Genomic DNA, 22,518 nt, shown 5'->3' on the forward strand with positions numbered 1-22,518 from the left:
ACCACCGGGTACGCCAGGAGGCAGGGCTATGGAGATCGCACCCGTTCGCGGTACCGCCACGATCGAAGAGGTCGCGGCGCGGGCCGGCGTCTCCCGCTCGACGGTGTCACGCGTGGTCAACGGTTCCACGGCCGTCTCTCCCGCCGCGCTCGAGGCCGTGCGCCGCGCGATCGACGAACTGCAATACGTTCCGAATCGCGCGGCGCGCTCCCTGGCCAGCCGGCAGACGCGGGCGATCGCACTGGTCATCCCCGAGCAGACCGACCGCTTCTTCGGCGATCCGTTCTTCGCCGCGATCGTGGCCGGAATCGGCGAGGTGATCGGCGACAGCGACTACATCATGAACATGCTGATCGCCAGCGACGACGCCAGCGCGAAGGCCCTCGCTTATCTCCGCGGGGGCAGCGTCGACGGGGCGATCGTGGCCTCGCACCACACCAGCGACACCTTTCTCGACCGCGTCGCCGACGTGGTGCCCGTCGTCTACGGCGGGCGCCCCGCCCGGGTGCGCGCCGACGACTACTACGTCGACGTCGACAACGTCGAGGGCGGCCGGGTCGCGACCTCGTACCTGCTGGCCCGAGGACACCGCCGCATCGCCACGGTGTCGGGTCCGACCGACATGCCCGCCGGCATCGACCGTCTGCAGGGCTTCCGCGACGCGATCGCCGAGGCGGGGCTGCAGCCCGTGGCCGTCGAGAACGGCGATTTCACCGAGGTGGGCGGGGCGCTGGCGATGGCCCGCGTGCTCGCCGCGGGCGAGCGCCCCGACGCGGTCTTCGTGGCGAGCGATCTCATGGCGCGCGGTGCCTACACGGTGCTGCGCGAAAAGGGCCTGGAGCCCGGGCGCGACGTCGCCGTGATGGGTTTCGACGACTCCGCGGTGTCGACGGCCCTCAGCCCCGCCCTGACCACGGTGCGGCAGCCCTCGCTCACGCAGGGGCGGTACATGGCATCCGTGCTGCTCGACATCCTCGCCGGGCGGCCGGCTGCGCACGCGACGATCCTGCCCACCGAGGTCATCGAGCGCGGCTCCGCCTGATCACTCCCAGCGTGCGGTGTCGGGGTCGATGCCGTGTGCGCGGGCGCTCGCCTCGATCGCGTCGCGCAGCCACGTGGCGAGCCCGGGGCGGATCGCGTCGTAGTGCGCGGCGAAGCGCGGGTCGGCTGCGTACATGCGGCCGAGGTGCACCTGCATCTGCCGGGTGAGGGGGAAGTACTGCGAGAACACCGTGCGGTGCCGCTCGACGAGCGCGTCGGCCACCGCGTCACCGGGCTCGACGCCGGAGGCGACGGCGTCCGCGAGCTCCTCGTCCACGGCGGAGACCGCCCGCGTCACCTCCGCCCAGTCGTCGACGGAACGGGATGCCGAGCGCTCGGCGTACTGCTGCCATTGCGGTGATCCGCCATAGGCGTCTCGCGCCTCGGCGGGCCAGCTCGTGTCCCAGCCGGGCCCGAACGTCTCGTGCTGCTCGTCTTCGGAGAGGAGGATGCCGCGCTCCTGCGCCGCGATCATGCGCTCGAGGTCGTCGTCGACGATCTGCAGCTGCGCGATGCGCTGAGCGACGTGGGCCCGCTGGACCCGGAGTTGTGCGGCGACGTCTCCTCCGGGCTCGTCGATCACCGCGCGGATGGCATCCAGGTCGAGACCGAGCTCGCGGTAGACCACGATGCGGCGGAGCCGCTCGAGATCCTCGTCCGTGTAGAGCCGATAGCCGGCGCTCGAGCGTGCGGCCGGGCGCGCGAGACCGATCTCGTCCCAGTGATGGAGCGTGCGCACGGTGAGACCGAGCCGAGCGGCCGTCTCGCCCACCGGCATCTCCTGCTCACTCATGGGACCCATTGTCGTCGCGCCCGATCCCCACCGACTGCAGGTTGCGGCCTTCGACGGTCGCCGGGTCGAACACCTTGGCCGCGGTGAAGACGACCCGCGCCTTCTCGGGGGTGATCACCTCGACGTCCCGGGTGTTCCACGGGGTCTCGCGCACCTCGGGAACGGCGCCGAGGGCGCGCAACGACGAGACGACGGTGTCGATCTCGTCGAGGACGCAGGCGAAGCTCACGCTGGCGGGCGGGGCGCTCGGGCTCTTCTCGCCGACCACGAGCAGCACGTCCTGGAAGGCCCATCGTCGAAGATGGACCATCTGCCCGGGGATCGCGAACAGCTCGAAGAAACCGAGGCCCTGCGTCCAGAAGTCCACGGATGCCGGCAGGTCGGCGGTCGAGAGGGTGACGAACATGGGCATGCCGTAGATGCCGCGGTACAACGGGGGCGCGACGGCATCCGGTCCGGGAGGGGGCACGGGGCTGACCGCGAAGGCCTCGAAATTCTGGTCCATGGCCCCAGCGTCGGCCCTCACGCCGCGTGAGGGTCAAGAGCCTGGTGAGGCAGCGCTGCTCTCGGGGCTATGGTGAGCGCAGAGAGCGGTCGGTGCGGGACAGCGCCGTCACGCGGAGGGGGTCTCGCCATGAACCGTGCATTCATCGCCGTGTCGGGCGCGCTGCTGATCGCGGCTGCGGCCCTTCTGACGGGATGCGTCCCCGAGTCCCCCTCGCCGGCGTCGACCACGACCGTCGACTCGCCGTCGGCGACTGCCCCGAGCGCCTCGCCGACGGGCTCCGCATCGACCCCGACCCCGACCCCGACGGCCGCGCCGACCGCCCCGACCGTCGACCCGGCCGCCATCCCGGGATCCTGCGACGATCTCGGCACGGCGGCGACACGGCAGCAGACGGTGGGGGGCCTGACCGCCCAGCACGCGGACGGGTTCGTGCGGCCGGCACCCGCGAACGCGACGACCGAGCTGTCGTGCAACTGGATCCAGGAGGAGTCGGCGGGCGTTCTGCTCCTCATCAGCACCGCGTCCGCCGCCGAGGTCTCCACCGGGGTCGACGGACTCGCCGCCCAGGGGTACGAGTGCCAGGCCGCGGAGGACTTCGGCGCCCAGTACTGCGTGAAGGCCGGCGGTACGGCGCAGACCGAAGACGTCGTGGTCGCTCGAGACGGCGTGTGGATCTATCTCGAGACCGTCAACGTCGACGCGCGCGCGTGGCTGTCGGAGATCTCGTCGCAGATCTTCGGCTGACGGTGACGCCTCAGCGTCGCGGCGGCTCCGGCTGCTGGTAGACGTCGGGGACGTCGTCTCCGTCGGCATCCACCTCTTCGGCGAGGGCGAGCTGCTTGTAGCGCCGGTTGCGCACGAGCAGCACCGCGGAGGCCAGGACGGATGCCAGCAGCGAGGCCGCCATGATCGCGATCTTCGCGTCGTCGGTGTGCGGGGAACCGGCCGGGAAACTCAGCTCGGCGATCAGCAGCGACACCGTGAAGCCGATGCCCGCGAGCAGCCCCACCCCGGCGAGGTCGATCCACTTCAGGGCCGGATCCAGGCGCACCTTCGTCACGAGCGTGAGCAGGCGCACGCCGAGCAGGATGCCGATCGGCTTGCCGAGCACGAGACCGGCGACGACGCCGATGGTCACGGGGTCCATCAGGGCGCGGACGACCCCCTCGCCGCCGCCCACGGCGACGCCCGCCGCGAAGAACGCGAAGATCGGCACGGCGATGCCGCTGGAGAGCGGACGGAAGCGGTGCTCGAACTGCTCGGCGAGGTCCATGCCGTGGTGCTCCGGTTGGCGCTTGGACGCGGCGACGGGGATGGTGAAGGCCAGTGCCACACCGGCGATCGTGGCGTGCACGCCCGAGGCGTGCAGGAACGCCCACGCGGCGAAGCCAATCGGCAGCAGCACGACCCAGGCACCCCACGCGTTGCGCGAGAACCACGCGCGGGCGCGGTGGGCGATCACGCCGTAGACGACGACGAGCACGGCGAAGACGCCGAGGGGGAGGAGCTGGATGTCGGTCGTGTAGAAGATCGCGATGATCGCGATCGCGATGAGGTCGTCGACGACCGCGAGCGTCAGCAGGAAGATGCGCAGCGGACCGGGCAGGTGCGAGCCGACGAGGGCGAGGACGGCGACGGCGAACGCGATGTCGGTGGCCGTGGGGATGGCCCATCCCGCCAGCAGGCTCGGCTGCGTGTGCACGATCGCGACGTAGATGAGGGCGGGCACGGCGACACCGGCGAAGGCCGCCGTCACGGGGACGATCGCGGTGCCGAATCGCCGGAGGCTGCCGGAGACGATCTCGCGCTTCAGCTCGAGGCCGACCATGAAGAAGAAGACCGCGAGCAGGCCGTCGGCCGCCCATGACCCGACGCTGAGCTCGAGGTGCCACGGTTCGTAGCCGAAGCGGAAGTCGCGCAGCGCGAAGTACGCGTCGGCGGCGGGGGAGTTGGCCCAGATGATCGCGATGATCGCGGCGACCACGAGCAGCATTCCGCCCACGGACTCCTGACGGAGCAGTGTGGTGACGCGGTGGACTTCGCGGTAGCCCGGCCAGCTCGGCGCGCGCGTGTGGGTCTCGGTCATGGGCAAATCCCTTCCGGGGTCGATCGACAGATCGTCGACCAGACTTCCCGACACGCCTCGACCAGCTTACCCGGGCCGGCTGAGCGGTGCCGGGGTGCGCCGACGCTCGCCGAGATGACCACCGTGTGCCGAGATGACCCGCGTTTCGCGCGAAACGCGGGTCATCTCGGCGAAGACGGGTCATCTCGCGGCGCGCGCCGCGGGCGGCGCGGACGTGACGCGGGCGGGGCGCGTCAGGACGGGTCGCCGCCCAGCGGGCCGACCGCGGGGATCGGTCCGCCGTCGTCGGCGCCGGTCTTGCGGGCGCGCGCGATCGCGTTGCCGAGGTGGTAGATCACCAGGGCCGCGACCGAGCCGAGCACGATGGCGCCGAGCTGGAAGTCGCCCCACTGCATCGTGAACCCGGCGATCGCGAGCACCAGGGCCACCGCGCCGGTGTACTGGTTGACCGGACGCGAGAAGTCGACGCGGTTGTCGACCCAGATCTTGATGCCGATGATGCCGATCAGGCCGTACAGCGCCGTGGTCACGCCGCCGAGGACGCCCGGCGGGATGGTGTTGAACACCGCGCCCACCTTGGGCGAGAGGCTCAGCACGATCGCGCTGAGGCCCGCGACCCAGTAGACCGCGGTCGAGTACACGCGGGTCGCGGCCATCACGCCGATGTTCTCGCCGTACGTCGTCGTGCCCGAGCCGCCGAAGGTTCCCGCGAGCGTCGTGGCGACGCCGTCGGCGATGAGGGCGCGCCCGGTGGAGCGGTTGGCGGTGGCATCCGTCATCGCCGCGACCCCGCGCACGTGTCCGACGTTCTCGGCGACGAGCACCAGGACGACCGGCAGGAACATCGCGATGACCGACCAGGTGGCGGGCTTCGTGAAGTCGGCGATCTCGAAGGTCGGGAGCCCGACCCAGGGGGCCTGCTCCACGACGGAGAAGTCGATGAGGACCTCACCCGTCGTCAGCTGGATGATGACGGTCGCGACGTAGCCCACGATCACGCCGAGGAAGATCGAGATGCGACCGAGGAAGCCGCGGAACAGCACGCTGAACAGGATGACGGCGACGAGCGTGATGGTGCCCGGCAGGGGCTGCACCTGGAAGTTCGACCACGCCACCGGGGCGAGGTTGAAGCCGATCAAGGCGACGATGGCGCCCGCGACGACCGGCGGCATGACCTTGTCGACCCACCCGAGACCCGCGAACTGCACGACGAAGCCGATCGCCGTGAGCAGCACGCCGACCGCGACGATGCCCGCGAGGGCGGAACCCGTGCCGGCGGTGGCCGTGGCGGCGGTGATCGGCGCGATGAACGCGAACGACGACCCCAGGTAGCTGGGGAGGCGGTTCTTCGTCACGAGCAGGAACAGCAGCGTTCCCACGCCCGAGAACAGCAGCGTCGTCGACACCGGGAACCCGGTGAGCACCGGCACGAGGAAGGTCGCGCCGAACATCGCGATGACGTGCTGGAGGCCGATCGCGACCGTCGCGCCCCAGTTCAGGCGTTCGCCCGGGGCGACGACGGCTCCGGGTGCGACGGTGCGGCCGTCGCCGTGCAGCTTCCAGCGGAACATGTGTCTCCTTGCGAGAGGCGGTCCCTTCGACAGGCTCAGGGACCTCGTGGGGTGGTGCTCAGGGACCGGGTGGGGTGGTGCTCAGGGGCCGGGGTGGTGCCCCGGGGCCTCGTGCGGCAGGGGCGGTGGCGGAACTCGTCGAGGCCTCCGCGGGCAGGTCAGGATGCCGTGAGCAGGCGCAGGAGGGTCGCGTAGCGCTCGCGCGTGCGCTCGACGATCTCGGCGGGGAGGACGGGGGGCTCGCCCTGCTTGTCCCAGTTCGCCGACAGCCAGTCGCGCACGATCTGCTTGTCGAAGCTCGCCATGCGCTCGCCGGGAGTGGTGCCGGTGCGCCAGGCCTCGGCATCCCAGTACCGGGACGAGTCGGAGGTCAGGACCTCGTCGGCCAGGGTCAGCACGCCGTCGGCGTCGTAGCCGAATTCGAACTTCGTGTCGGCGAGGATCAACCCGTGGGCCTCGGCGGTCGCGGAGGCGCGGCGGTAGATCTCGAGCGACAGATCACGCAGGGCGGTCGCGGTCTCGGCGCCGACGAGCTCGACGGAGCGTTCGAACGTGATGTTCTCGTCGTGCTCGCCCATCGGAGCCTTCCACGCCGGCGTGTAGAGCGGCTCGGGGAGGCGGTCACCGTCGTTCAGGCCCTCAGGGAGGGGGATGCCGCACACCGTGCCCGACGCGCGGTACTCGGCCCATCCCGACCCGGTGAGGTAGCCGCGCACGACGCACTCGATCGGCTGCATGTCGAGGGAGCGCACCAGCATCGCGCGGCCCTGCACGGCATCCGGGATCAGGCTCACCGTCTCTTCCCCTTCGAGGCGGTGGTCGGGGACGAGGTGGTTCGGAATCGACGGCCCGCCGTCGCCGCCGGCGAGCTGGTCGAACCACCACAGGCTGAGGGTCGTCAACAGCTCGCCCTTGTCGGGGATGCCGGGTTCGAGCACGTGGTCGAAGGCGCTCACGCGGTCACTCGCGACGACGAGGAGGTGTGCGGGAGTGGCGTCGGGGGCCGTCTCGGCGGGCACGTAGAGGTCGCGCACCTTGCCGGAGTAGACGTGGCGCCAGCCGGCGAGCTCGAGGGGGGAGGCGGAGGTCACCCGCTCATTATCGCGGGTACGCGCGTCGCGTCCACGCGGCGCACTCGCGCGGATTCTCGCACAACGCCGCTCGCGGCGCCCGCCCCCCGGGCGAGGAGGGTCGGCTCACTACCCTCGGAGGAATGACCGATGACACCTCCGGACCCGCGGTAGCCATCGATCCCCACGCGGGCAGCCGGCACAAGACGATCCGCGGCTGGGTGTTCTGGCCCGCCGCCGCCATCGCGCTCGCGTTCATCGCCTTCGCGCTGTTCTTCCCCGCCGCGGCCGAGGCCACGTTCGACACCGTGCAGACGACCATCGTCTCGACTTTCAACTGGTACTACGTGCTGATCGCGGCGTTCTTCGTCGTCTTCGCCCTGGCAATGGGGTTCAGCCGCTTCGGCAACATCAAGCTCGGGCAGGATGACGACGAGCCCGAATTCTCGACGATGTCGTGGTTCGCGCTCCTCTTCGCCGCCGGCATGGGGATCGGCCTCGTCTTCTACGGCGTGAGCGAGCCGCTCAGCCACTTCGTCTCGCCCCGCCCCGGCGTCACGGGCACCCCCGCGGAGCTCGCGCAGCAGGCGATGTCGCAGACCTTCCTGCACTGGGGCGTGCACGCGTGGTCGATCTACGTCGTGCTGGGCCTCGCGCTCGCCTACGCCTTCCACCGTCGCAAGCGTCCCCGCACCATCCGGTGGGCGCTCGAACCGATCCTCGGCGCCCGCCTCGTGCAGGGCGGCTGGGGCAACGCGGTCGACGTCGCCGCCCTCGTCGGCACGCTCTTCGGTGTGGCGACCTCCCTCGGTCTCGGCGTCATTCAGATCAGTGCCGGTCTCGACTTCCTCGGGGTCGTACCGCCCACCATCATCAGCCAGGCCGTCATCATCGGCATCATCACCGGACTGGTGCTCTTCTCGGTGCTGTCGGGCGTCGGCAAGGGCATGAAGTGGCTCTCCAACATCAACCTCGTGCTCGCCGGGGTCCTGATGCTCTTCCTCCTCTTCGTCGGCCCCACCGAGTTCCTGCTCCGCGACGTCGTGCAGTCCATCGGCAACTACATCCAGAGCTTCGTCGGCCTGTCGTTCACCGTCAGCGCCTACGCGGGCGACGACGGCGTGGCTTGGCAGGGCGCGTGGACGGCGTTCTACTGGGGCTGGTGGATCTCGTGGGCTCCCTTCGTGGGCATCTTCATCGCGCGCATCTCGCGCGGCCGAACGGTGCGCGAGTTCGTGGTCGGCGTGATCCTCGTGCCCACGCTCGTCGGCATCCTGTGGTTCACCGTGCTCGGCGGGACCGCGATCTACGGCGAGCTGACCGGCACGGCCTCGTACACCGGTGCGGACGGGTCGGTCGACGTCTCGACGGCGCTGTTCCAGATGCTCGAGGGGGTTCCGGGTTCGGCCGTGCTGATCATCGGCTTCCTCATCCTCATCGCCGTGTTCTTCGTGACCTCGGCGGACTCGGGCGCTCTGGTGATGAGCATGATCGCCACCGGCGGCGAGGAGGAGCCCAAGAACTGGGTGCGCGTGTTCTTCGCCCTCGCCACCGCCGTGATCGCCTTCGCCCTCCTCATCGCGGGCGGACTCACCGCCCTGCAGACGGCGGCGATCAGTATCGCACTGCCCTTCAGCGTCGTGCTCCTCGCGATCTGCTGGGCGACGGTCGTCGCCTTCCGCCGGGAGATGAAGGCGTACGACCGGGCCGAGCGCGCGCAGCTGCGCGACGCGATCGGGCAGCACTACGGCCTCGAAGTCGAGGAGCCCAACCAGCGGGGCATCTTCGGCCTGCCCGCGCGCTGGCGCCACCGCCGGTCCGCCGCGGCGCCGGTCGAGGGCGCCGCCGGCGCGCCCGTCGCCGACACGGACGCCCCCGAGACGGTGTCCGGTCCGCCCTCGTCAGGCTGAATCGACTGTTCGACACGAAGACGCCGCCCCGGTCCGCCGGCGCGGCGTCTTCGTCGTGTGTGAGCGCAGCGCAAGCCCACCGGCCACGGCATCCGCCGGGCGTTGACTGTCCCCGACACGCCGCACCGCGCGTGCGAGGTCGGCGTGTTCTGGACACTCGACGTTCACTCGTGCGGACTCGCGCGGCGGGCGCGTGAGGCGTATAGTCCATGTGGACTAGTCGAGACGGACCACACGAGCGGAGGAGATGACGGATGCCGGATAGCACTCGCCTCACGCCCGTCGCGGTCATGATCCTCGCCACCCTCCGCGAGGCGGACATGCACACCTACGAACTCGTTCGCCTGTTGCGCGAGCGCAAGGACGACCGGCTCGTGCCCCTGCAGAAGGGCACGATCTACCACACGGTCGCCCGGCTCGAACGCGACGGTCTGCTCGCCGAAGCGGGCGTCGACCGCGAGGGGAACCGTCCCGAACGCACCACCTATACGCTGCTCGACGCCGGTCGCCGCGCGGTCGAGGAGTGGGTGCGCACCGAACTGCCGCAGATCGAGCGCTCGACCGACTTCCGCGTCGCGCTCTCCGAGGCGCACAATCTCGAGCGCGACGAAGTGGTCGCCCTGCTCGATCGACGCCGTGCCCTGCTCGTCGCCTCGGCGCACGAGCACCGCACCGGCCTGGACGGGGCCGCCCATCGCGGAGTCCCCGACCAGTTCATGGTCGAGGTCCAGCGGCAGGCCGCACTCCTCGACGCCGAACTCGCGTGGCAGGACGCCCTGCGCGCGCGCCTCGCCGACGGCTCCCTCGCCTGGGGCCCCGACGAGATCCCGGAACACTTCACGAAAGCACGCGTCTCGAAGGAGACCACCCCATGACCGATTCCCGCGCCGCATCCGCGGCATCCTCTTCCACCGGATCGGCCCGCACCGGGTCGCACGGCACCCCTGCCCGCAGCCCCTGGCCCGCCCTGTGGGCCCTGGTCATCGGCTTCTTCATGATCCTGGTCGACACCACGATCGTCTCGGTGGCCAACCCGGCCATCAAGGCGGCCCTCGATCCGAACACCAACAACCTCGACAACGTCGTGTGGGTCACCAGCGCCTACCTGCTCACGTACGCGGTGCCGCTGCTGATCACCGGCCGCCTCGGCGACCGCTTCGGCCCCAAGAACATCTACCTCGCGGGCCTCGCGATCTTCACCCTCGCCTCGCTCGCGTGCGGTCTCGCCCCCACTCTCGAGGTGCTGATCGTCGCCCGCGCCGTGCAAGGCCTCGGCGCCGCCCTCATGACGCCGCAGACGATGGCGGTCATCACCCGCACCTTCCCGCCCCAGAATCGCGGTGCGGCCATGGGTCTGTGGGGCGCCACCGCCGGCGTGGCGACGCTCGTCGGTCCCCTCGCGGGCGGCCTGCTGGTCGACGGCCTCGGCTGGGAGTGGATCTTCTTCATCAACATCCCCGTCGGCGTCATCGGCTTCATCGCCGCCGTGATCCTGGTCCCGCAGCTCCCGCGCACCGCGCACAAGTTCGACATCCTCGGTGTCGTCCTGAGCGCCGTCGGGCTCTTCCTCATCGTGTTCGGGCTGCAGGAGGGTGAGCACTACGCGTGGGCGGCCTGGATCTGGGGCATGGTCATCGCCGGCGTCGCCGTCATGGCGGTGTTCATCTGGACCCAGGCGCGCAGCACGGGCGAGCCCCTCGTGCCGCTCGATCTGTTCAAAGACCGCAACTTCTCGATCGCCAACCTGGCCATCGCCGCCGTCGGTTTCACGGTGACGAGCATGGCGCTGCCGCAGATGTTCTACCTGCAGCTGGCCCGGGGTCTCACGCCCACCGAATCGGCGCTGCTGCTGGTGCCGCTCGCGATCCTCTCGGGCGTGTTGGCCCCCTTCGCCGGCAAGCTGCTCGATCGCACCGACCCGCGCTTCCTGCTCGTGCCCGGTCTGCTGCTGGTCGGCGGGTCGCTGGGGCTGTACACGGCGCTCATCCTGAACGACGCCCCGATCTGGGCCTTCCTCATCCCCGCGGCGTTCATGGGCATCGGCAACGCCGGGATGTGGGGCCCGCTGGCGACCACCGCGACGCGCAACCTGCCGCCGCGGCAGGCGGGCGCCGGTGCGGGCATCTACAACACGACCCGTACCGTCGGCTCGGTGATCGGCTCGGCATCCATCGCCGCCTTCATGCAGGCCCGCCTCGAGGCCAACCTGCCGGGGGCAGCGGATGCCGGGGCCAGCTTCGGATCGGGTCCGCTCCCGGAGCAGGTGGTCGGTGGGTTCTCGCAGGCGATGGGCCAGTCGCTCCTGCTGCCGATCGTCGTGATCGCCGTCGGCCTGGTCGCGGTGCTGTTCATGCGCCGTCCCGGGATGATCCGCCCGCACGGTGCTCCGCGCGACGCGGGCTCCGCGCAGCAGACCGCGCAGGCCGCCCCCGCCTCGGCGGGGGAGTAAGACCCGGACGTCGGACGCCGTCACCCCGTGCGGGTGGCGGCGTCCGACGTTCGTGGGGACGGCGACCTCACGCGCGCCGCTCGCAGCGCAGCGCTCCGACCGCGCGCTCGCCCCGTGCCTCACGCGTGTGCGTCTCGATCACGTCGAAGCCGGCGGCATCCACTCGACGAGCCAGCTCTCCGGCCGGCCATCGCCAGGCGCGCGTGACGGCGTGGTCGAAGGGCTCCAGCGGCGTGCCGACGAAGAAGCCGACGAGCAGACCACCACCCGGGCGGGTCACGCGCGCGAACTCGCGCAGCGGCGTCGAGATCTCGTCGGGCTCGTGGTGGATGGTCGAGAACCACGACAGGATGCCGCCGAAGGCGCCGTCCGCCGCGCCGAGTCCGTCGATCGAACCGATGTCGAATGGGATGCCGGGATGCGCCACCCGTGCGTGCTCCACGAACCGCGGCGCGAGGTCGACCCCGCGCACATCGAGGCCGAGGTCGGCCAGGTGTCGCGTCCAGTGGCCGGGGCCGCAGCCCGCATCGAGGACCGCGCCCGAGAGCCCCCCGGCCCACGCGTCGACGATCGCGCGGTCGATCGGGTGCACGGCATCCATCGATCCGAGCGCGGTGATGTATTCGTCGGCTCGGGCCTCATACGCGATCGCGCTCATCCGTCGAGGTTACGGTGCGGGGCGGGGGCCGCGCAGGCGGGGGTTTGGTCGGCCACCGAGCACGCGGGAGGCCTGTAACCCCGTCGGAACGCCTCGCCGTCAGGCGGGCGGCGGCGCGGTCGACCCGCGGACGATCAACTCCGAGGGCAGGACCGCCGCAGCGTCGGGGGTGGTGCCGCTCATCGACTGCAGCAGCAGGTCGACGGCGAGGGCGCCGGACCGGCCGATCGGCATGCGCACGGTGGTCAGGCTGGGGGTGACGGCACCGGCGAGTTCGATGTCGTCGATCCCGACGATGCTCACGTCGTCGGGGCATACCCGGCCGAGCTCGCCCATGCCGGCCTCCAGGCCGAGCGCGACGAGGTCGTTGTAGGCGATCACGGCGGTGGCCCCGCTCGCGATGGCCGCGGCAGCGCTCGCTCGGCCACCCTGGATCGACGCGGCGTGATTGCTCAGGCGGGTGAGGCGGATGCCGAACCGCTCGCACGCGCGCGCGACGGTGTGCGCGCGCTGATCGTCGGCCCAGGAACCGTGGGGGCCCGAGGCGTAGGCGATGTGCGCGTGCCCGAGGGCGGCGAGGTGCTCGACGGCCTGGCTGGGGCCGCGTTCGGCGTCCATGATCACGCACGAGGCGCCGGGGATCAGTCGGTTGATCACGACGTGGGGGGTCTCGTCGATCAGCGCGAGCACTTCCTCTTCGGGCAGGCGCGGGGAGCACAGCACGAGGCCGTCGGCCTTCATCGCGAGTTCGATCGACTCCCGCTCGCGGCGAAGATCTTCGTCGGCGTCGTAGAGCACGATGCGATGGCGCCCGTGCCACGCCTGTCCCTGGATGGCCTTGAGGAGGGTCGCGTAGACCGGGTTCGCCGCATCCGGGACCACGACCGCGATCGTGCGCGTCCCCACCGGAGCCTGGGGGGCCGCGTAGCCCAGCTCGGCGGCGGCGACGCGCACCCGCTCGAGCGTCGCGGGGGCGAGGCGGTCGGGTTCACCGAAGGCGCGGGAGGCCGTGGCGATGGAGACGCCCGCGTGCCGCGCCACCTCGGTCAGATTCGCCGCCATCCGTGCTCCTTCGTGCTGTCCTCCCATCATCGTGCATGCCGTGATGAAAACTATTGACAAGTTTGTACAAAACGCGCACACTGCTTGTATGCCGATCATCGACGATCCCTCCGGACCGACCGCGAGCCTCCACCGCGGCGCGCGGACGTCCGTCGCCTCTTCATCCGCTCCGGGAGCCGCCGGCATCCTGCACCTCGGTCTCGGCAGCTTCCACCGGGCCCACCAGGCGGTCTACACCGCTGCGGCCCTCCGCGCCGAGGGCGGGGACTGGGGCATCGTCGGCGTGGCCTCCCGCTCGCGCCGGGTCGTCGACGCGCTGCACGCCCAGGACCACCTCTACGCCGTCGCGACGGTCTCGCCCGAGGCGACGACGCTCGCCATCCCCGGTGTCCACACCGATTCGTACGTCGCCGCCGACGATCCTGCCCGTGTCGTCGCCGACCTCGCCGACCCCGCCATCCGCGTCGTGACGCTGACGGTGACCGAGAACGGCTACAGCTTCTCGCCCTCGACGCAGCGCCTCGACGTGACCGATCCGCGCGTGCAGGCCGACCTCCGCGGCGGCGCCCCCACGTCCACCATCGGCCAGCTCGCCCGAGGCCTGCAGGCGCGGGCCTCCGCCGGCGGTGCGCCCCTCTCGATCCTGAGCTGCGACAACCTGCTCTCGAACGGCTCGCACACCGAGAAGCTCGTCCGCGAGTTCCTCCAGGAGCTCCCGGATGCCGAGGGCAGCGACGTCCTGGCCTACCTCGACCGTGCCGTGACATTCCCCTCGAGCATGGTCGACCGCATCGTCCCCTCGACCACGGCCGAGCTGACCGACCGCGTCGCAGGGCTCCTCGGCGTGCGCGATGAGGTCCCCGTGCCGGCCGAGCCCTTCACCATGTGGGCCATCGAGGACCGCTTCGCCGGCGGTCGCCCGGCGTGGGAGGCCGGAGGCGCCGTGTTCACCGACGAGGTCGGCGCCTACGAGCAGCTCAAGGTGCGCCTGCTCAACGGCACACACTCGCTCATCGCCTACCTCGGCGCTCTGCGGGGTGTTCCGACGATCCCGGATGCCATCGCCCTGGCCGACATCGAAGCCGCCGCCGCGGCGGTCCTGCGCGGCGAGTACGAGCCCTCGATCACCGCCCCGGCCGGTGTGGACATCGAGCAGTACGAGCGGGAGCTCTTCGCCCGGTGGGGCAACAGCGCGCTGGGGCACCGCACGAGTCAGGTGGGCTCCGACGGGTCGGTGAAGCTCGGCCAGCGCATCCCGGGGCCGATCGCCCACGCCCTCGACCGCGGCGAGTTCCCGCACCTCATCGCGCTCACGGTCGCCGCCTACCTCGCCTGCATCGCCCCGCCGGCCGGCTTCGACCCCGGCCCGCACGCCGAGGCCATGACCGACCCCGCGCGCGAACGGCTCACCGCCGTGCCGACGCGCGACGGGCGCGACCTCGCGCACCGCGCCGTCGTCGACCTGCGGCTGTTCGGCGACGACGTCGCCCATCGGACGGCCTTCGTCGACCGGGTCGGCGACCTCGTCGACACCATCGTGCAGCGCGGCGTCGAGAGCGCGATCGCCGACAGCCTCGCGGCGGCCGGCAGCCTGGCGCACCCCGCGACCTGACCCCCGACCCCGGCGCTCCCCGAGCGCCCCACCACCCCGGCGCTTTTGAAGCGCGAGACGACAGGAAAGAGACGCGATGAAGCTCCTCGCGATCCACGGCGCGGAAGACATCCGCTGGGAAGATCGCCCGACGCCCGAGCCGGGCGAGGGCGAAGTACGCCTGCGGGTGCGCTACGTCGGCATCTGCGGGTCGGACCTGCACTACTACTTCCACGGCAAGAACGGCGAGTACGCCGTGCGCGAGCCCCTCACCCCGGGCCACGAGCTCTCCGCCGAGGTCGACCTCGACCCCTCCGGGCGCCTCGCGCCGGGGACCCCGGTCACGGTCCACCCGGCCCGCTTCGGCCCCTCCGTCGCCGGTCTCGAGGACCGCCCGCACCTGCGCGCCGGAGGCGACTACCTCGGCAGCGCGGCTGGTTTCCCGCACCGACAGGGCGGAGCCGCCGAGCTGCTGGTCGTCGAGGAGCACATGATCCGCGTCCTCCCCGCAGGGCTCTCCCTCGAGCGCGCCGCGCTCGCCGAGCCCCTCGCCGTCGCCATCCACGCCGTGGGCCTCGCGGAAGATCTGACCGGTAAGCGCGCTCTCGTCATCGGCGCCGGGCCCATCGGCCTGCTCGTCGTCGCCGCGGCCGTGAACGCGGGCGCCGCGGTCGTGGGCGCGAGCGATGTCCGGCCCGAGCCTCTGGATCGGGCGCGCGCTCTCGGCGCGACCGAGACCTTCCTCGTGGGCACCGACGCGATCGACTCCGAGTCGTTCGACATCGTCTTCGAGTGCTCGGGAGTCGGCGTCGCCCTCACGCAGGCCGTTCGCGCGACCCGCCGCGCCGGCACCGTCGTGCAGGTCGGAATGCTCCCCGACGCCGAGATCGGGGTGAACCTCGCCCCGATGCTCGCGAAGGAGGTCACTCTGCGCGGCGCGTTCCGCTTCTCGACCGAGATCGACGACGCGATCGCCCTGCTGGCCTCCACCGATGCGCTCGACGCGGTCGTCTCGCATGTCCTCCCCGCGACCGACGCGGTGGCCGCGTTCGCCACGGCGCGCGACTCCTCGGCATCCGCCAAGGTCCTCCTCTCCCTCTGACCCGCTTCACCGAACGATCATCATCACTACGAAGGAGTAATCCGATGAGCAGCTCTTCCGCCCCCGGCGTCGACGCGTCGTCGTCGACGCCCGTCGCCAAGAGGTCCGTGGGCGACCTCGCCCGCGCGGCCGTCTCGGGCTGGCTCGGCACCGCGCTGGAGTTCATGGACTTCCAGCTCTACTCGCTGGCCGCCGCCCTCGTCTTCAGCCAGATCTTCTTCGCCGGAGGGGATGCCGCGATGGCGGTCGTGCTGGCGATGGCCACCTACGGCGTGGGCTACGTCGCCCGCCCGGTCGGCGCGTTCTTCTTCGCCCGAATCGGCGACAAGATCGGTCGCAAGCAGGTGCTGTTCTACACGATCCTGCTCATGGGGGCCGCGACGACCCTGATCGGTGTCCTGCCCACGTACGAGCAGGTCGGCATCCTGGCTCCGATCCTTCTCGTGATCCTCCGCCTGGCCCAGGGCTTCGGCGCGGGAGCGGAGATCTCCGGTGCCGGCGTCATGCTCGCCGAGTACGCGCCCGACAACCGTCGAGGCATCGTCGCCTCGCTGGTCGCCCTCGGCACGAACTGCGGAACCCTGTTCGCCTCGGGCATCTGGGCGATTCTGCTCGCCGTGATGATGGAGAGCGACGTCATCGCGTGGGGCTGGCGCATCCCCTTCATCGGCAGCGCGATCATCATGCTCTTCGCCCTCTGGGTGCGCTTCAACCTCAAGGAGAGCCCGGTCTTCGAGGAGCGCACCGACGTCGTCGACGGCAAGGCGCTCTCGCGCGCCGAGCTGCAGAAGGTCGCCACCGAGACCAACGACATCCGCACGCTCGAGTCGCTGCAGAAGAAGCCCCTGAAGGCCGTGCTCGTGTCGTTCTTCCTGCGTTTCGGTCAGGCCGGCAACTCCGGCATCGTGCAGACCTACCTGATCTCGTTCATCACGATCACCCTCGCCATCTCGAAGGAGGTCGGCCCCGAGATCGTCATCGTCTCGTCGCTGATCGGCTTCATCACCATCCCCGTGGTCGGCTTCCTCGGTGACAGGTTCGGCCGCCGCCGCATGTACATCGTCATGTCGGCGCTGTCGCTGCTGCTGATCGTCCCGACCCTGCTGCTGATCAACTCCCGCGAGGTCGCCTGGATCTTCGTCGGCTACGCGCTGATCCACAACATCTCGGTGCTGGGTCTGGCATCCATGGAGAACATCTCGATCCCCGAGATCTTCGGCGCCCGCAACCGCTACACCCTCACCGCCGTCGTTCGCGAGATCGCGGCGATCATCGCCACGGGCATCGGCCCGGTCGTCGCCGCCGCGTGGGTGGCTGCCGCGACCGGAAGCATCGTCCCGATCATGGTGCTCATGGGCGTCTTCACCGCCTCGGCCCTGGTCGCCGCGATCGTCGCCCCCGAGTGGACCGGTCGCGACCTGACCGACCCGCGCGCCGCGATGTGACCGCGGGGCGCGACGCCCCGCACCCCGGGCGGGCTCGTGACGGCGAGCCCGCCCGGCATCCCTCTTCCCTCCTCGAGAAAGACCCCGCATGAGCATCGAATCCGTCGACGTCATCGTCACCAGCCCCGGCCGCAACTTCGTCACCCTGAAGGTCACCACCAGCGACGGCGTCGTCGGATGGGGGGATGCCACCCTCAACGGCCGCGAGCTGTCGGTGGCGTCGTACCTCTCCGACCACCTCGCCTCGATGCTCATCGGCCGCCACGAGGACCGCATCGAGGACACCTGGCAGTACCTCTACCGCGGCGCGTACTGGCGCCGCGGACCCGTGACCATGGCCGCGATCGCCGCCGTCGACATGGCGCTGTGGGACATCAAGGCCAAGAAGGCCGGGATGCCGCTGTACCAGCTGCTGGGAGGGGCCAGCCGCGACGGCGTGCGCGTCTACGCCCACGCCTCGGGCACCGACTTCGCCGCGCTTTCGAACGCGATCACCGGCTACCGCGAGCTGGGCTTCACCGCCGTGCGCGTGCAGACGGGCGTCCCCGGCCTCGGCCAGATCTACGGCGTCTCGGCCGCGGGTCCGGGCGTGCGCTACGACTACGAGCCGGCCAAGCGCTCCGGCGACCGGCCCGCCGAGGAGACCTGGGACACCCGCCAGTACCTCAACCACATGCCCGGGGTGTTCGCGAAGATCCGCGAGGAGTTCGGCACCGACCTGCGGATCCTCCACGACGGTCACCACCGCATGTCGCCGATCGAGGCCGCCCGCTTCGCGAAGGACGTCGAGCCCTACGACCTCTTCTGGCTCGAGGATGCCACCCCCGGCGAGGATCAGACGGCGCTGCGCCTCATCCGTCAGCACTCGACGACCCCGCTCGCGATCGGCGAGGTCTTCAACACCGTGTACGACTATCAGACGCTCATCACCGAGCGCCTGATCGACTACGTCCGCTCGGCCGTGACCCACACCGGCGGCATCACCGCGATGAAGAAGCTGCTCGACTTCGCCGCGATCTACGGCATCCGCTCCGGCATCCACGGGCCCACCGACATCTCGCCCGTCGGGATGGCCGCGGCCCTGCACCTGGACCTCACGATCCACAACTTCGGCATCCAGGAGTACATGCCGCACAACGAGCAGACGCTCGAGGTGTTCCGGACGAGCTTCACGTTCGACCAGGGCTTCCTGCACCCCGGCGATCAGCCGGGTCTCGGTGTCGAGCTCGACGAAGAGGCCGCGGGCGCGTTCGAGTACACGAAGGCCTATCTGCCCGTGAACCGCCTCCTCGACGGGACCGTCCATGACTGGTGAGCTCCCCTCCCGCACCGTCGCCTCGAAGCTCGTCGTCGTCGCCCGGGCGTCCGCCGCGTCGGATTACGCGCCGGTGCTCGCCGCTCTCGCCGAGGCGGGCGTGCAGAGCGTCGAGCTGACGCTCACGACGCCGGGCACCTTCGACGCCTTCGCCGACCTGCGCTCGTCGTTCGACGGCGACCTCGGAATCGGCACGGTCACGAACCTCGATCAGCTCGAGCGCGCGATCGCCGTCGGCGCCGACTACGTCGTCACCCCGATCACCTCGACCGCCCTCGTCGAGCGCGCGGTCGCCGCCGGCATGCCGATCGTCCCGGGTGGTCTCACGCCCACCGAGCTGTTCGCCTCGTGGTCGGCGGGCGCCTCGGCGGTGAAGGTCTTCCCGGCCGGACAGGTCGGCCCGGGGTACCTGAAGGACCTGCGCGGACCGTTCCCCGACATCGCCGTCGTCCCCTCCGGGGGAGTGGATGCCGACTCCGCGGCCGCGTGGCTCGCCGCCGGCGCCGTGGCCGTCAGCGTCGGCGGCCCGCTCCTCGGCGATGCGTTCCGAGGCGGCGACCTCGGCGCGCTGCGCGAGCGGGCGCGGCGGTTCGTGGAGGTGTGCACGTCGTGACGCGCGTCGTCACCCTCGGCGAGACCATGGCGCTCGCCCGCACGACCGAGATCGGCTCGCTCCGGCACGCGTCGGGGCTCGCGCTCGGCATCGGTGGGGCCGAGAGCAACGTCGCGGTCGGGCTGCGGCGCCTCGGCGTCGCTGCGTCGTGGCTCGGTCGGGTCGGTGACGACCCCCTGGGCGAGCGGATCGCGCGCGAGCTGCGCGGGGAGGGCGTCGACGTCCACGCTCTCGTCGATGCCGGAGCCCCCACGGGCCTGATGATCAAGGAGCGTCCGTCCGCGGCATCCACCGCCGTGCACTACTACCGCCGCGGCTCGGCGGGATCCCGCGTGAGTGCCGCCGATGTGCCCGACGGGTGGGTCGAGGAGGCGGCGCTGCTGCACGTGACGGGCATCACGCCCCTGCTCTCCGACACCGCCCGCGCCACCGTGCTCGCGGTCGTCGAGCGGGCCCGCGACGCGGGCGTGCCGGTGAGCTTCGACATCAACTACCGCTCGGCGCTCGCCGCCCCTGAGGTCGCGGGACCGCTGCTGCGCGAGATCGCGGAGCGCACGACCCTCGTCTTCGGTGGTGTCGAAGAGCTCGAGCTGCTGGGGCCGGACGCCACGGTCTCGCTCCTCGCGGCGGGCGTCGCGCAGGTGATCGTCAAGCGCGGCCCCGAGGGTGCCGCCGTCTTCACACGGGACGGCGTTACAGAGGCGCTCGGCTTCGTGATCGAGCCGCTCGACACCGTCGGCGCGGGGGACGCCTTCGTGGCCGGCTATCTCAGCGCCTGGCTCGAGGAGCGGTCGGGCGCGGACGCCCTCGTCCGGGGCAATGCCTGCGGGGCGATGGCCTGTCTCGTGCCCGGCGACTGGGAGGCGGCCCCGACGCGGCGCGACCTCGAGCGCTTCCTCGCCGGCGGCGGGGATCCGGTGCGGCGCTGAGGGTGACAGCGGCGCAGAGCTGAGCGGTCCGAGGCCGATCGGTGCGGGCGCGGCGCCGGGATACCGTCGTGTCGGGATGCGATCGGGGTGGCGGAGGCGTGGCCTCCTCGCCCGCCGTCAGTCCTGAGCGACCCTCGCCGCGATGTCGGTGCGGAACTGCCCGCCCTCCAGGCCGATGCGCTCGAGTCCCGCATAGGCGGCCTCGCGCGCCTCGGAGAAGGTCGTGCCGGTCGCGACGACGGAGAGCACGCGTCCGCCCGTCGCGATCAGTTCGCCGTCGCGGTCGGTCGTGGCCGCGTGCGCGACGTGCACGCCGTCGACCTCTTCGGCCTCGTCGATCCCGGTCAGCACGCGGCCGGTGATCGGCGCCTCGGGGTAGCCCTCGCTCGCGAGCACGACGGTGACGGCGGTGGCCTCGGCGAACGCCGGGCGGGGCTCGTCCTCGAGCGTGCCGGATGCCGCGGCCAGCAGCAGCCGCGACAGCGGGTCGACGAGGCGCGGCAGCACGACCTGCGTCTCGGGGTCGCCGAAGCGGGCGTTGAACTCGATGACCTTGACGCCCTGCTCGGTGAGGATGAGTCCGGCGTAGAGGAGTCCGATGAACGGGGTGCCCTCGGCATCCATCTGCCGGATCACGGGCTCGGCGATCACGCGCGTGACGTGGTCGACGAAGGAGTCCTCGTCGCCGAAGCGGTCCGAGAGCCAGGGCAGCGGCGAATAGGCACCCATGCCGCCGGTGTTCGGGCCCTCATCGCCGTCGCGCAGGCGCTTGAAGTCCTGGGCGGGGCTGAGGGGGGCGACGTGGTCGCCGTCGCTGAGGAAGAAGAGCGAGACCTCGGGCCCGGAGAGGAATTCCTCGATGAGCACGGCACCGGTGGGCAGGTACGTCTCGGCGTGGGCGATCGCGGCGGCGCGGTCACTCGTCACGATCACGCCCTTGCCCGCGGCGAGGCCGTCGGCCTTGACCACGTAGGGCGCCCCGTACGCGTCGAGGGCGGCCTCGACGGATGCGAGGTCGTGTGCGCGCGCCGAGCGTCCGGTGGGCACGCCCGCGGCATCCATGATGCGCTTGGCGTAGGTCTTGGACCCCTCGAGCTGGGCCGCGGCCTTGCCCGGACCGAAGACGGGGATGCCGTGTGCGCGCAGCGGATCCGCCACGCCCGCGACGAGCGGGGCCTCGGGTCCGACGACGACGAGGTCGATCGCCTCGTCCTTCGCGAAGGTCAGCACCGCGGTGGGGTCGAGGGGGTCGAGGTCGACCAGGTGCGCCTCGCGCGCGATGCCGGCGTTGCCCGGCGCGGCGAAGATCGCGTGCGAAGCCTCTTCGGAGCGCAGGGCGAGGATGATGGCGTGCTCGCGCGCGCCCGAACCGAGGACCAGGATTCTCACGCGGCCAGCCTACCGAGCGGCGGGCGTCGGCTCCGGCGCGGGTGCGCGGGCGAAGGCTCCGTGATCTGCGCACCCTCAGTCGACAAGGGCGCGGGGGAGCTGAGGCTGCGCGCATCGCCGAGGGTGTGCCGGGGGCTCCCGGGGTTGTGGCTCCCGGTCGGGCGCGGGCCCGCGCCGCAGGGGCCTTCGCAGGCACCGTGATCTGCGCAACCTCAGTCGACAACGGCCCAGGGGAGCTGAGTTTGCGCAGATCGCTGACGTGATGTGGGGAACCTCGCCGGAACCGCCGCGCCCCGATCGCGGTGCCCCCGGGGTCGGTCGTCGCCCCCGTCCGAGGCGTCGCCCATGGCCCGCCCCCGTCGCCCCCCGAGTAGCGTGGGAGCCATGCCTCCCCGCCGTATCGAGACCGGAGACGGACGCGCCGCGCTCGCCGCCGTGGCCGCCGGAGACGCTCCCCGCCCGGCGACCGCCACCGCGGTGCGCTACCTGCTGCAGCTGCTGGCGGAGAAGGCGCCGGGCAACTCCGTCGAGATGCGCGTGCCGCCCTTCGGTGCCGTGCAGGTGATCGAGGGCCCGCGCCACACGCGCGGCACTCCGCCCAACGTCGTCGAGACCGACGCCGCGACCTGGATCGCCGTCGCCACCGGCGAGGAGCACTGGACGGATGCCGTCACCGCCGGCCGCATCGTGGCATCCGGGGTGCGCGCCGATCTGAGCGCGCTGCTTCCCCTGCGCCCCTAGCCGCTCCCCGCGCCCGCCTGGCCGTGCCCCCGCCCGGCCACCCGCTGCGCCGCGCCCGCCCCCGCCCGCCGCCCCCTCGGCCGCCCCCGCCCGCCGCCGTGGCCTCCAACGGACCATCGACGCGCGAGATGACTCGCTCTTCGCGCGAATCGCGGGTCATTTCGCGCGATCACGGTCTGCTCGTAGTCGGGCCGTCGCCCGCCGAAAGGCCACCGCCCGCGGAGCCGCCCCCACGTGGGAGCCGC

At 71.5% G+C, this 22,518-nt stretch carries 20 protein-coding genes; 12 read left to right on the plus strand and 8 right to left on the minus strand.

Annotation, left to right across the window (positions count from 1 at the left end):
* Positions 1-28: 28 nt before the first annotated feature.
* On the plus strand, positions 29-1,042 hold the full coding sequence (locus tag ACFZA2_RS08260; protein WP_391403082.1) for a LacI family DNA-binding transcriptional regulator: 1,014 nt from the start codon (positions 29-31) through the stop codon (positions 1,040-1,042).
* On the opposite strand, the gene ACFZA2_RS08265 is transcribed toward ACFZA2_RS08260, so the two are convergent.
* Positions 1,043-1,834 (minus strand): MerR family transcriptional regulator, encoded by a 792-nt coding sequence (locus ACFZA2_RS08265; protein WP_391403085.1) that lies wholly within the window; start codon positions 1,832-1,834, stop codon positions 1,043-1,045.
* A complete protein-coding gene (locus ACFZA2_RS08270) occupies positions 1,827-2,339 on the minus strand; it encodes a VOC family protein (RefSeq protein ID WP_391403088.1) in 513 nt (170 codons plus the stop codon). The genes ACFZA2_RS08265 and ACFZA2_RS08270 overlap by 8 nt, the downstream gene beginning before the upstream one ends.
* A gap of 129 nt (positions 2,340-2,468) precedes the next feature.
* On the opposite strand from ACFZA2_RS08270, the gene ACFZA2_RS08275 reads away from it, so the two are divergent.
* Positions 2,469-3,086: a hypothetical protein gene (locus ACFZA2_RS08275; protein ID WP_391403090.1), complete on the plus strand. Its 618-nt coding sequence runs from the start codon at positions 2,469-2,471 to the stop codon at positions 3,084-3,086.
* Between the two features lie 10 nt (positions 3,087-3,096).
* On the opposite strand, the gene nhaA is transcribed toward ACFZA2_RS08275, so the two are convergent.
* The 3 genes from nhaA to ACFZA2_RS08290 all read right to left on the minus strand — a co-directional run bounded on the left by nhaA (position 3,097) and on the right by ACFZA2_RS08290 (position 7,090).
* Entirely contained in the window at positions 3,097-4,428 is a 1,332-nt protein-coding gene (nhaA, locus tag ACFZA2_RS08280; RefSeq protein ID WP_391403093.1) for a Na+/H+ antiporter NhaA, read from the minus strand.
* Positions 4,429-4,661: 233 nt separating this feature from the next.
* The gene (locus ACFZA2_RS08285; RefSeq protein WP_391403096.1) at positions 4,662-5,999 is read right to left on the minus strand and encodes a uracil-xanthine permease family protein; all 1,338 of its coding nucleotides are present in this window, start codon (positions 5,997-5,999) and stop codon (positions 4,662-4,664) included.
* Between the two features lie 158 nt (positions 6,000-6,157).
* On the minus strand, positions 6,158-7,090 hold the full coding sequence (locus tag ACFZA2_RS08290) for a phosphoribosylaminoimidazolesuccinocarboxamide synthase (protein WP_391403099.1): 933 nt from the start codon (positions 7,088-7,090) through the stop codon (positions 6,158-6,160).
* 122 nt (positions 7,091-7,212) lie between these two features.
* Here ACFZA2_RS08290 and ACFZA2_RS08295 point away from each other — a divergent pair, with 122 nt between their 5' ends.
* From ACFZA2_RS08295 to ACFZA2_RS08305, 3 genes are all read left to right on the plus strand, one after another.
* Positions 7,213-8,979: a BCCT family transporter gene (locus tag ACFZA2_RS08295; protein WP_391403101.1), complete on the plus strand. Its 1,767-nt coding sequence runs from the start codon at positions 7,213-7,215 to the stop codon at positions 8,977-8,979.
* Between the two features lie 254 nt (positions 8,980-9,233).
* Entirely contained in the window at positions 9,234-9,854 is a 621-nt protein-coding gene (locus ACFZA2_RS08300) for a PadR family transcriptional regulator (RefSeq protein ID WP_391403104.1), read from the plus strand.
* Entirely contained in the window at positions 9,851-11,428 is a 1,578-nt protein-coding gene (locus ACFZA2_RS08305) for a DHA2 family efflux MFS transporter permease subunit (RefSeq protein WP_391403107.1), read from the plus strand. The genes ACFZA2_RS08300 and ACFZA2_RS08305 overlap by 4 nt, the downstream gene beginning before the upstream one ends.
* Before the next feature lie 67 nt (positions 11,429-11,495).
* Here the strand turns inward: ACFZA2_RS08305 and ACFZA2_RS08310 are convergent, their stop codons facing one another.
* A complete protein-coding gene (locus ACFZA2_RS08310; RefSeq protein ID WP_391403110.1) occupies positions 11,496-12,086 on the minus strand; it encodes a class I SAM-dependent methyltransferase in 591 nt (196 codons plus the stop codon).
* A gap of 99 nt (positions 12,087-12,185) precedes the next feature.
* Complete coding sequence (locus ACFZA2_RS08315) at positions 12,186-13,148, minus strand: LacI family DNA-binding transcriptional regulator (RefSeq protein WP_391403113.1); 963 nt, start codon at positions 13,146-13,148, stop codon at positions 12,186-12,188.
* An 88-nt stretch (positions 13,149-13,236) separates the two neighbouring features.
* Between ACFZA2_RS08315 and ACFZA2_RS08320 the strand changes: the two genes are divergently transcribed.
* The 6 genes from ACFZA2_RS08320 (at position 13,237) to ACFZA2_RS08345 (ending at position 20,143) form a co-directional block, all read left to right on the plus strand.
* Complete coding sequence (locus ACFZA2_RS08320) at positions 13,237-14,760, plus strand: mannitol dehydrogenase family protein (protein WP_391403116.1); 1,524 nt, start codon at positions 13,237-13,239, stop codon at positions 14,758-14,760.
* A 76-nt stretch (positions 14,761-14,836) separates the two neighbouring features.
* Positions 14,837-15,841 (plus strand): L-idonate 5-dehydrogenase, encoded by a 1,005-nt coding sequence (locus ACFZA2_RS08325; protein WP_391403119.1) that lies wholly within the window; start codon positions 14,837-14,839, stop codon positions 15,839-15,841.
* 44 nt (positions 15,842-15,885) lie between these two features.
* On the plus strand, positions 15,886-17,286 hold the full coding sequence (locus ACFZA2_RS08330) for an MFS transporter (RefSeq protein ID WP_391403121.1): 1,401 nt from the start codon (positions 15,886-15,888) through the stop codon (positions 17,284-17,286).
* Positions 17,287-17,374: 88 nt separating this feature from the next.
* Positions 17,375-18,601, plus strand: coding sequence for a D-mannonate dehydratase ManD (manD, locus tag ACFZA2_RS08335; protein WP_391403124.1), 1,227 nt, complete (start codon positions 17,375-17,377; stop codon positions 18,599-18,601).
* Entirely contained in the window at positions 18,591-19,214 is a 624-nt protein-coding gene (locus tag ACFZA2_RS08340; protein WP_391403127.1) for a bifunctional 4-hydroxy-2-oxoglutarate aldolase/2-dehydro-3-deoxy-phosphogluconate aldolase, read from the plus strand. The genes manD and ACFZA2_RS08340 overlap by 11 nt, the downstream gene beginning before the upstream one ends.
* Complete coding sequence (locus tag ACFZA2_RS08345) at positions 19,211-20,143, plus strand: sugar kinase (protein WP_391403130.1); 933 nt, start codon at positions 19,211-19,213, stop codon at positions 20,141-20,143. Before ACFZA2_RS08340 ends, ACFZA2_RS08345 begins: the two co-directional genes overlap by 4 nt.
* A 117-nt stretch (positions 20,144-20,260) precedes the next feature.
* Here the strand turns inward: ACFZA2_RS08345 and purD are convergent, their stop codons facing one another.
* Positions 20,261-21,532, minus strand: a complete 1,272-nt coding sequence (gene purD / locus ACFZA2_RS08350; RefSeq protein ID WP_391403133.1) for a phosphoribosylamine--glycine ligase — start codon at positions 21,530-21,532, stop codon at positions 20,261-20,263.
* A 384-nt stretch (positions 21,533-21,916) separates the two neighbouring features.
* Between purD and ACFZA2_RS08355 the strand changes: the two genes are divergently transcribed.
* Positions 21,917-22,273 (plus strand): sterol carrier family protein, encoded by a 357-nt coding sequence (locus ACFZA2_RS08355; RefSeq protein WP_076673345.1) that lies wholly within the window; start codon positions 21,917-21,919, stop codon positions 22,271-22,273.
* The last annotated feature ends 245 nt before the right edge of the window (positions 22,274-22,518 follow it).

It is taken from the genome of Microbacterium sp. NPDC007973, assembly GCF_042958465.1.
Taxonomy (GTDB): domain Bacteria; phylum Actinomycetota; class Actinomycetes; order Actinomycetales; family Microbacteriaceae; genus Microbacterium; species Microbacterium galbum.

Bases quoted from the DNA above. Each gene is read 5' to 3' on its own strand.
- ACFZA2_RS08260 (WP_391403082.1), top strand. From the start codon at position 29: ATGGAGATCGCACCCGTTCGCGGTACCGCCACGATCGAAGAGGTCGCG.
- ACFZA2_RS08265 (WP_391403085.1), bottom strand. From the start codon at position 1,834: ATGAGTGAGCAGGAGATGCCGGTGGGCGAGACGGCCGCTCGGCTCGGT.
- ACFZA2_RS08270 (WP_391403088.1), bottom strand. From the start codon at position 2,339: ATGGACCAGAATTTCGAGGCCTTCGCGGTCAGCCCCGTGCCCCCTCCC.
- ACFZA2_RS08275 (WP_391403090.1), top strand. From the start codon at position 2,469: ATGAACCGTGCATTCATCGCCGTGTCGGGCGCGCTGCTGATCGCGGCT.
- nhaA (WP_391403093.1), bottom strand. From the start codon at position 4,428: ATGACCGAGACCCACACGCGCGCGCCGAGCTGGCCGGGCTACCGCGAA.
- ACFZA2_RS08285 (WP_391403096.1), bottom strand. From the start codon at position 5,999: ATGTTCCGCTGGAAGCTGCACGGCGACGGCCGCACCGTCGCACCCGGA.
- ACFZA2_RS08295 (WP_391403101.1), top strand. From the start codon at position 7,213: ATGACCGATGACACCTCCGGACCCGCGGTAGCCATCGATCCCCACGCG.
- ACFZA2_RS08300 (WP_391403104.1), top strand. From the start codon at position 9,234: ATGCCGGATAGCACTCGCCTCACGCCCGTCGCGGTCATGATCCTCGCC.
- ACFZA2_RS08305 (WP_391403107.1), top strand. From the start codon at position 9,851: ATGACCGATTCCCGCGCCGCATCCGCGGCATCCTCTTCCACCGGATCG.
- ACFZA2_RS08310 (WP_391403110.1), bottom strand. From the start codon at position 12,086: ATGAGCGCGATCGCGTATGAGGCCCGAGCCGACGAATACATCACCGCG.
- ACFZA2_RS08315 (WP_391403113.1), bottom strand. From the start codon at position 13,148: ATGGCGGCGAATCTGACCGAGGTGGCGCGGCACGCGGGCGTCTCCATC.
- ACFZA2_RS08320 (WP_391403116.1), top strand. From the start codon at position 13,237: ATGCCGATCATCGACGATCCCTCCGGACCGACCGCGAGCCTCCACCGC.
- ACFZA2_RS08325 (WP_391403119.1), top strand. From the start codon at position 14,837: ATGAAGCTCCTCGCGATCCACGGCGCGGAAGACATCCGCTGGGAAGAT.
- ACFZA2_RS08330 (WP_391403121.1), top strand. From the start codon at position 15,886: ATGAGCAGCTCTTCCGCCCCCGGCGTCGACGCGTCGTCGTCGACGCCC.
- manD (WP_391403124.1), top strand. From the start codon at position 17,375: ATGAGCATCGAATCCGTCGACGTCATCGTCACCAGCCCCGGCCGCAAC.
- ACFZA2_RS08340 (WP_391403127.1), top strand. From the start codon at position 18,591: ATGACTGGTGAGCTCCCCTCCCGCACCGTCGCCTCGAAGCTCGTCGTC.
- ACFZA2_RS08355 (WP_076673345.1), top strand. From the start codon at position 21,917: ATGCCTCCCCGCCGTATCGAGACCGGAGACGGACGCGCCGCGCTCGCC.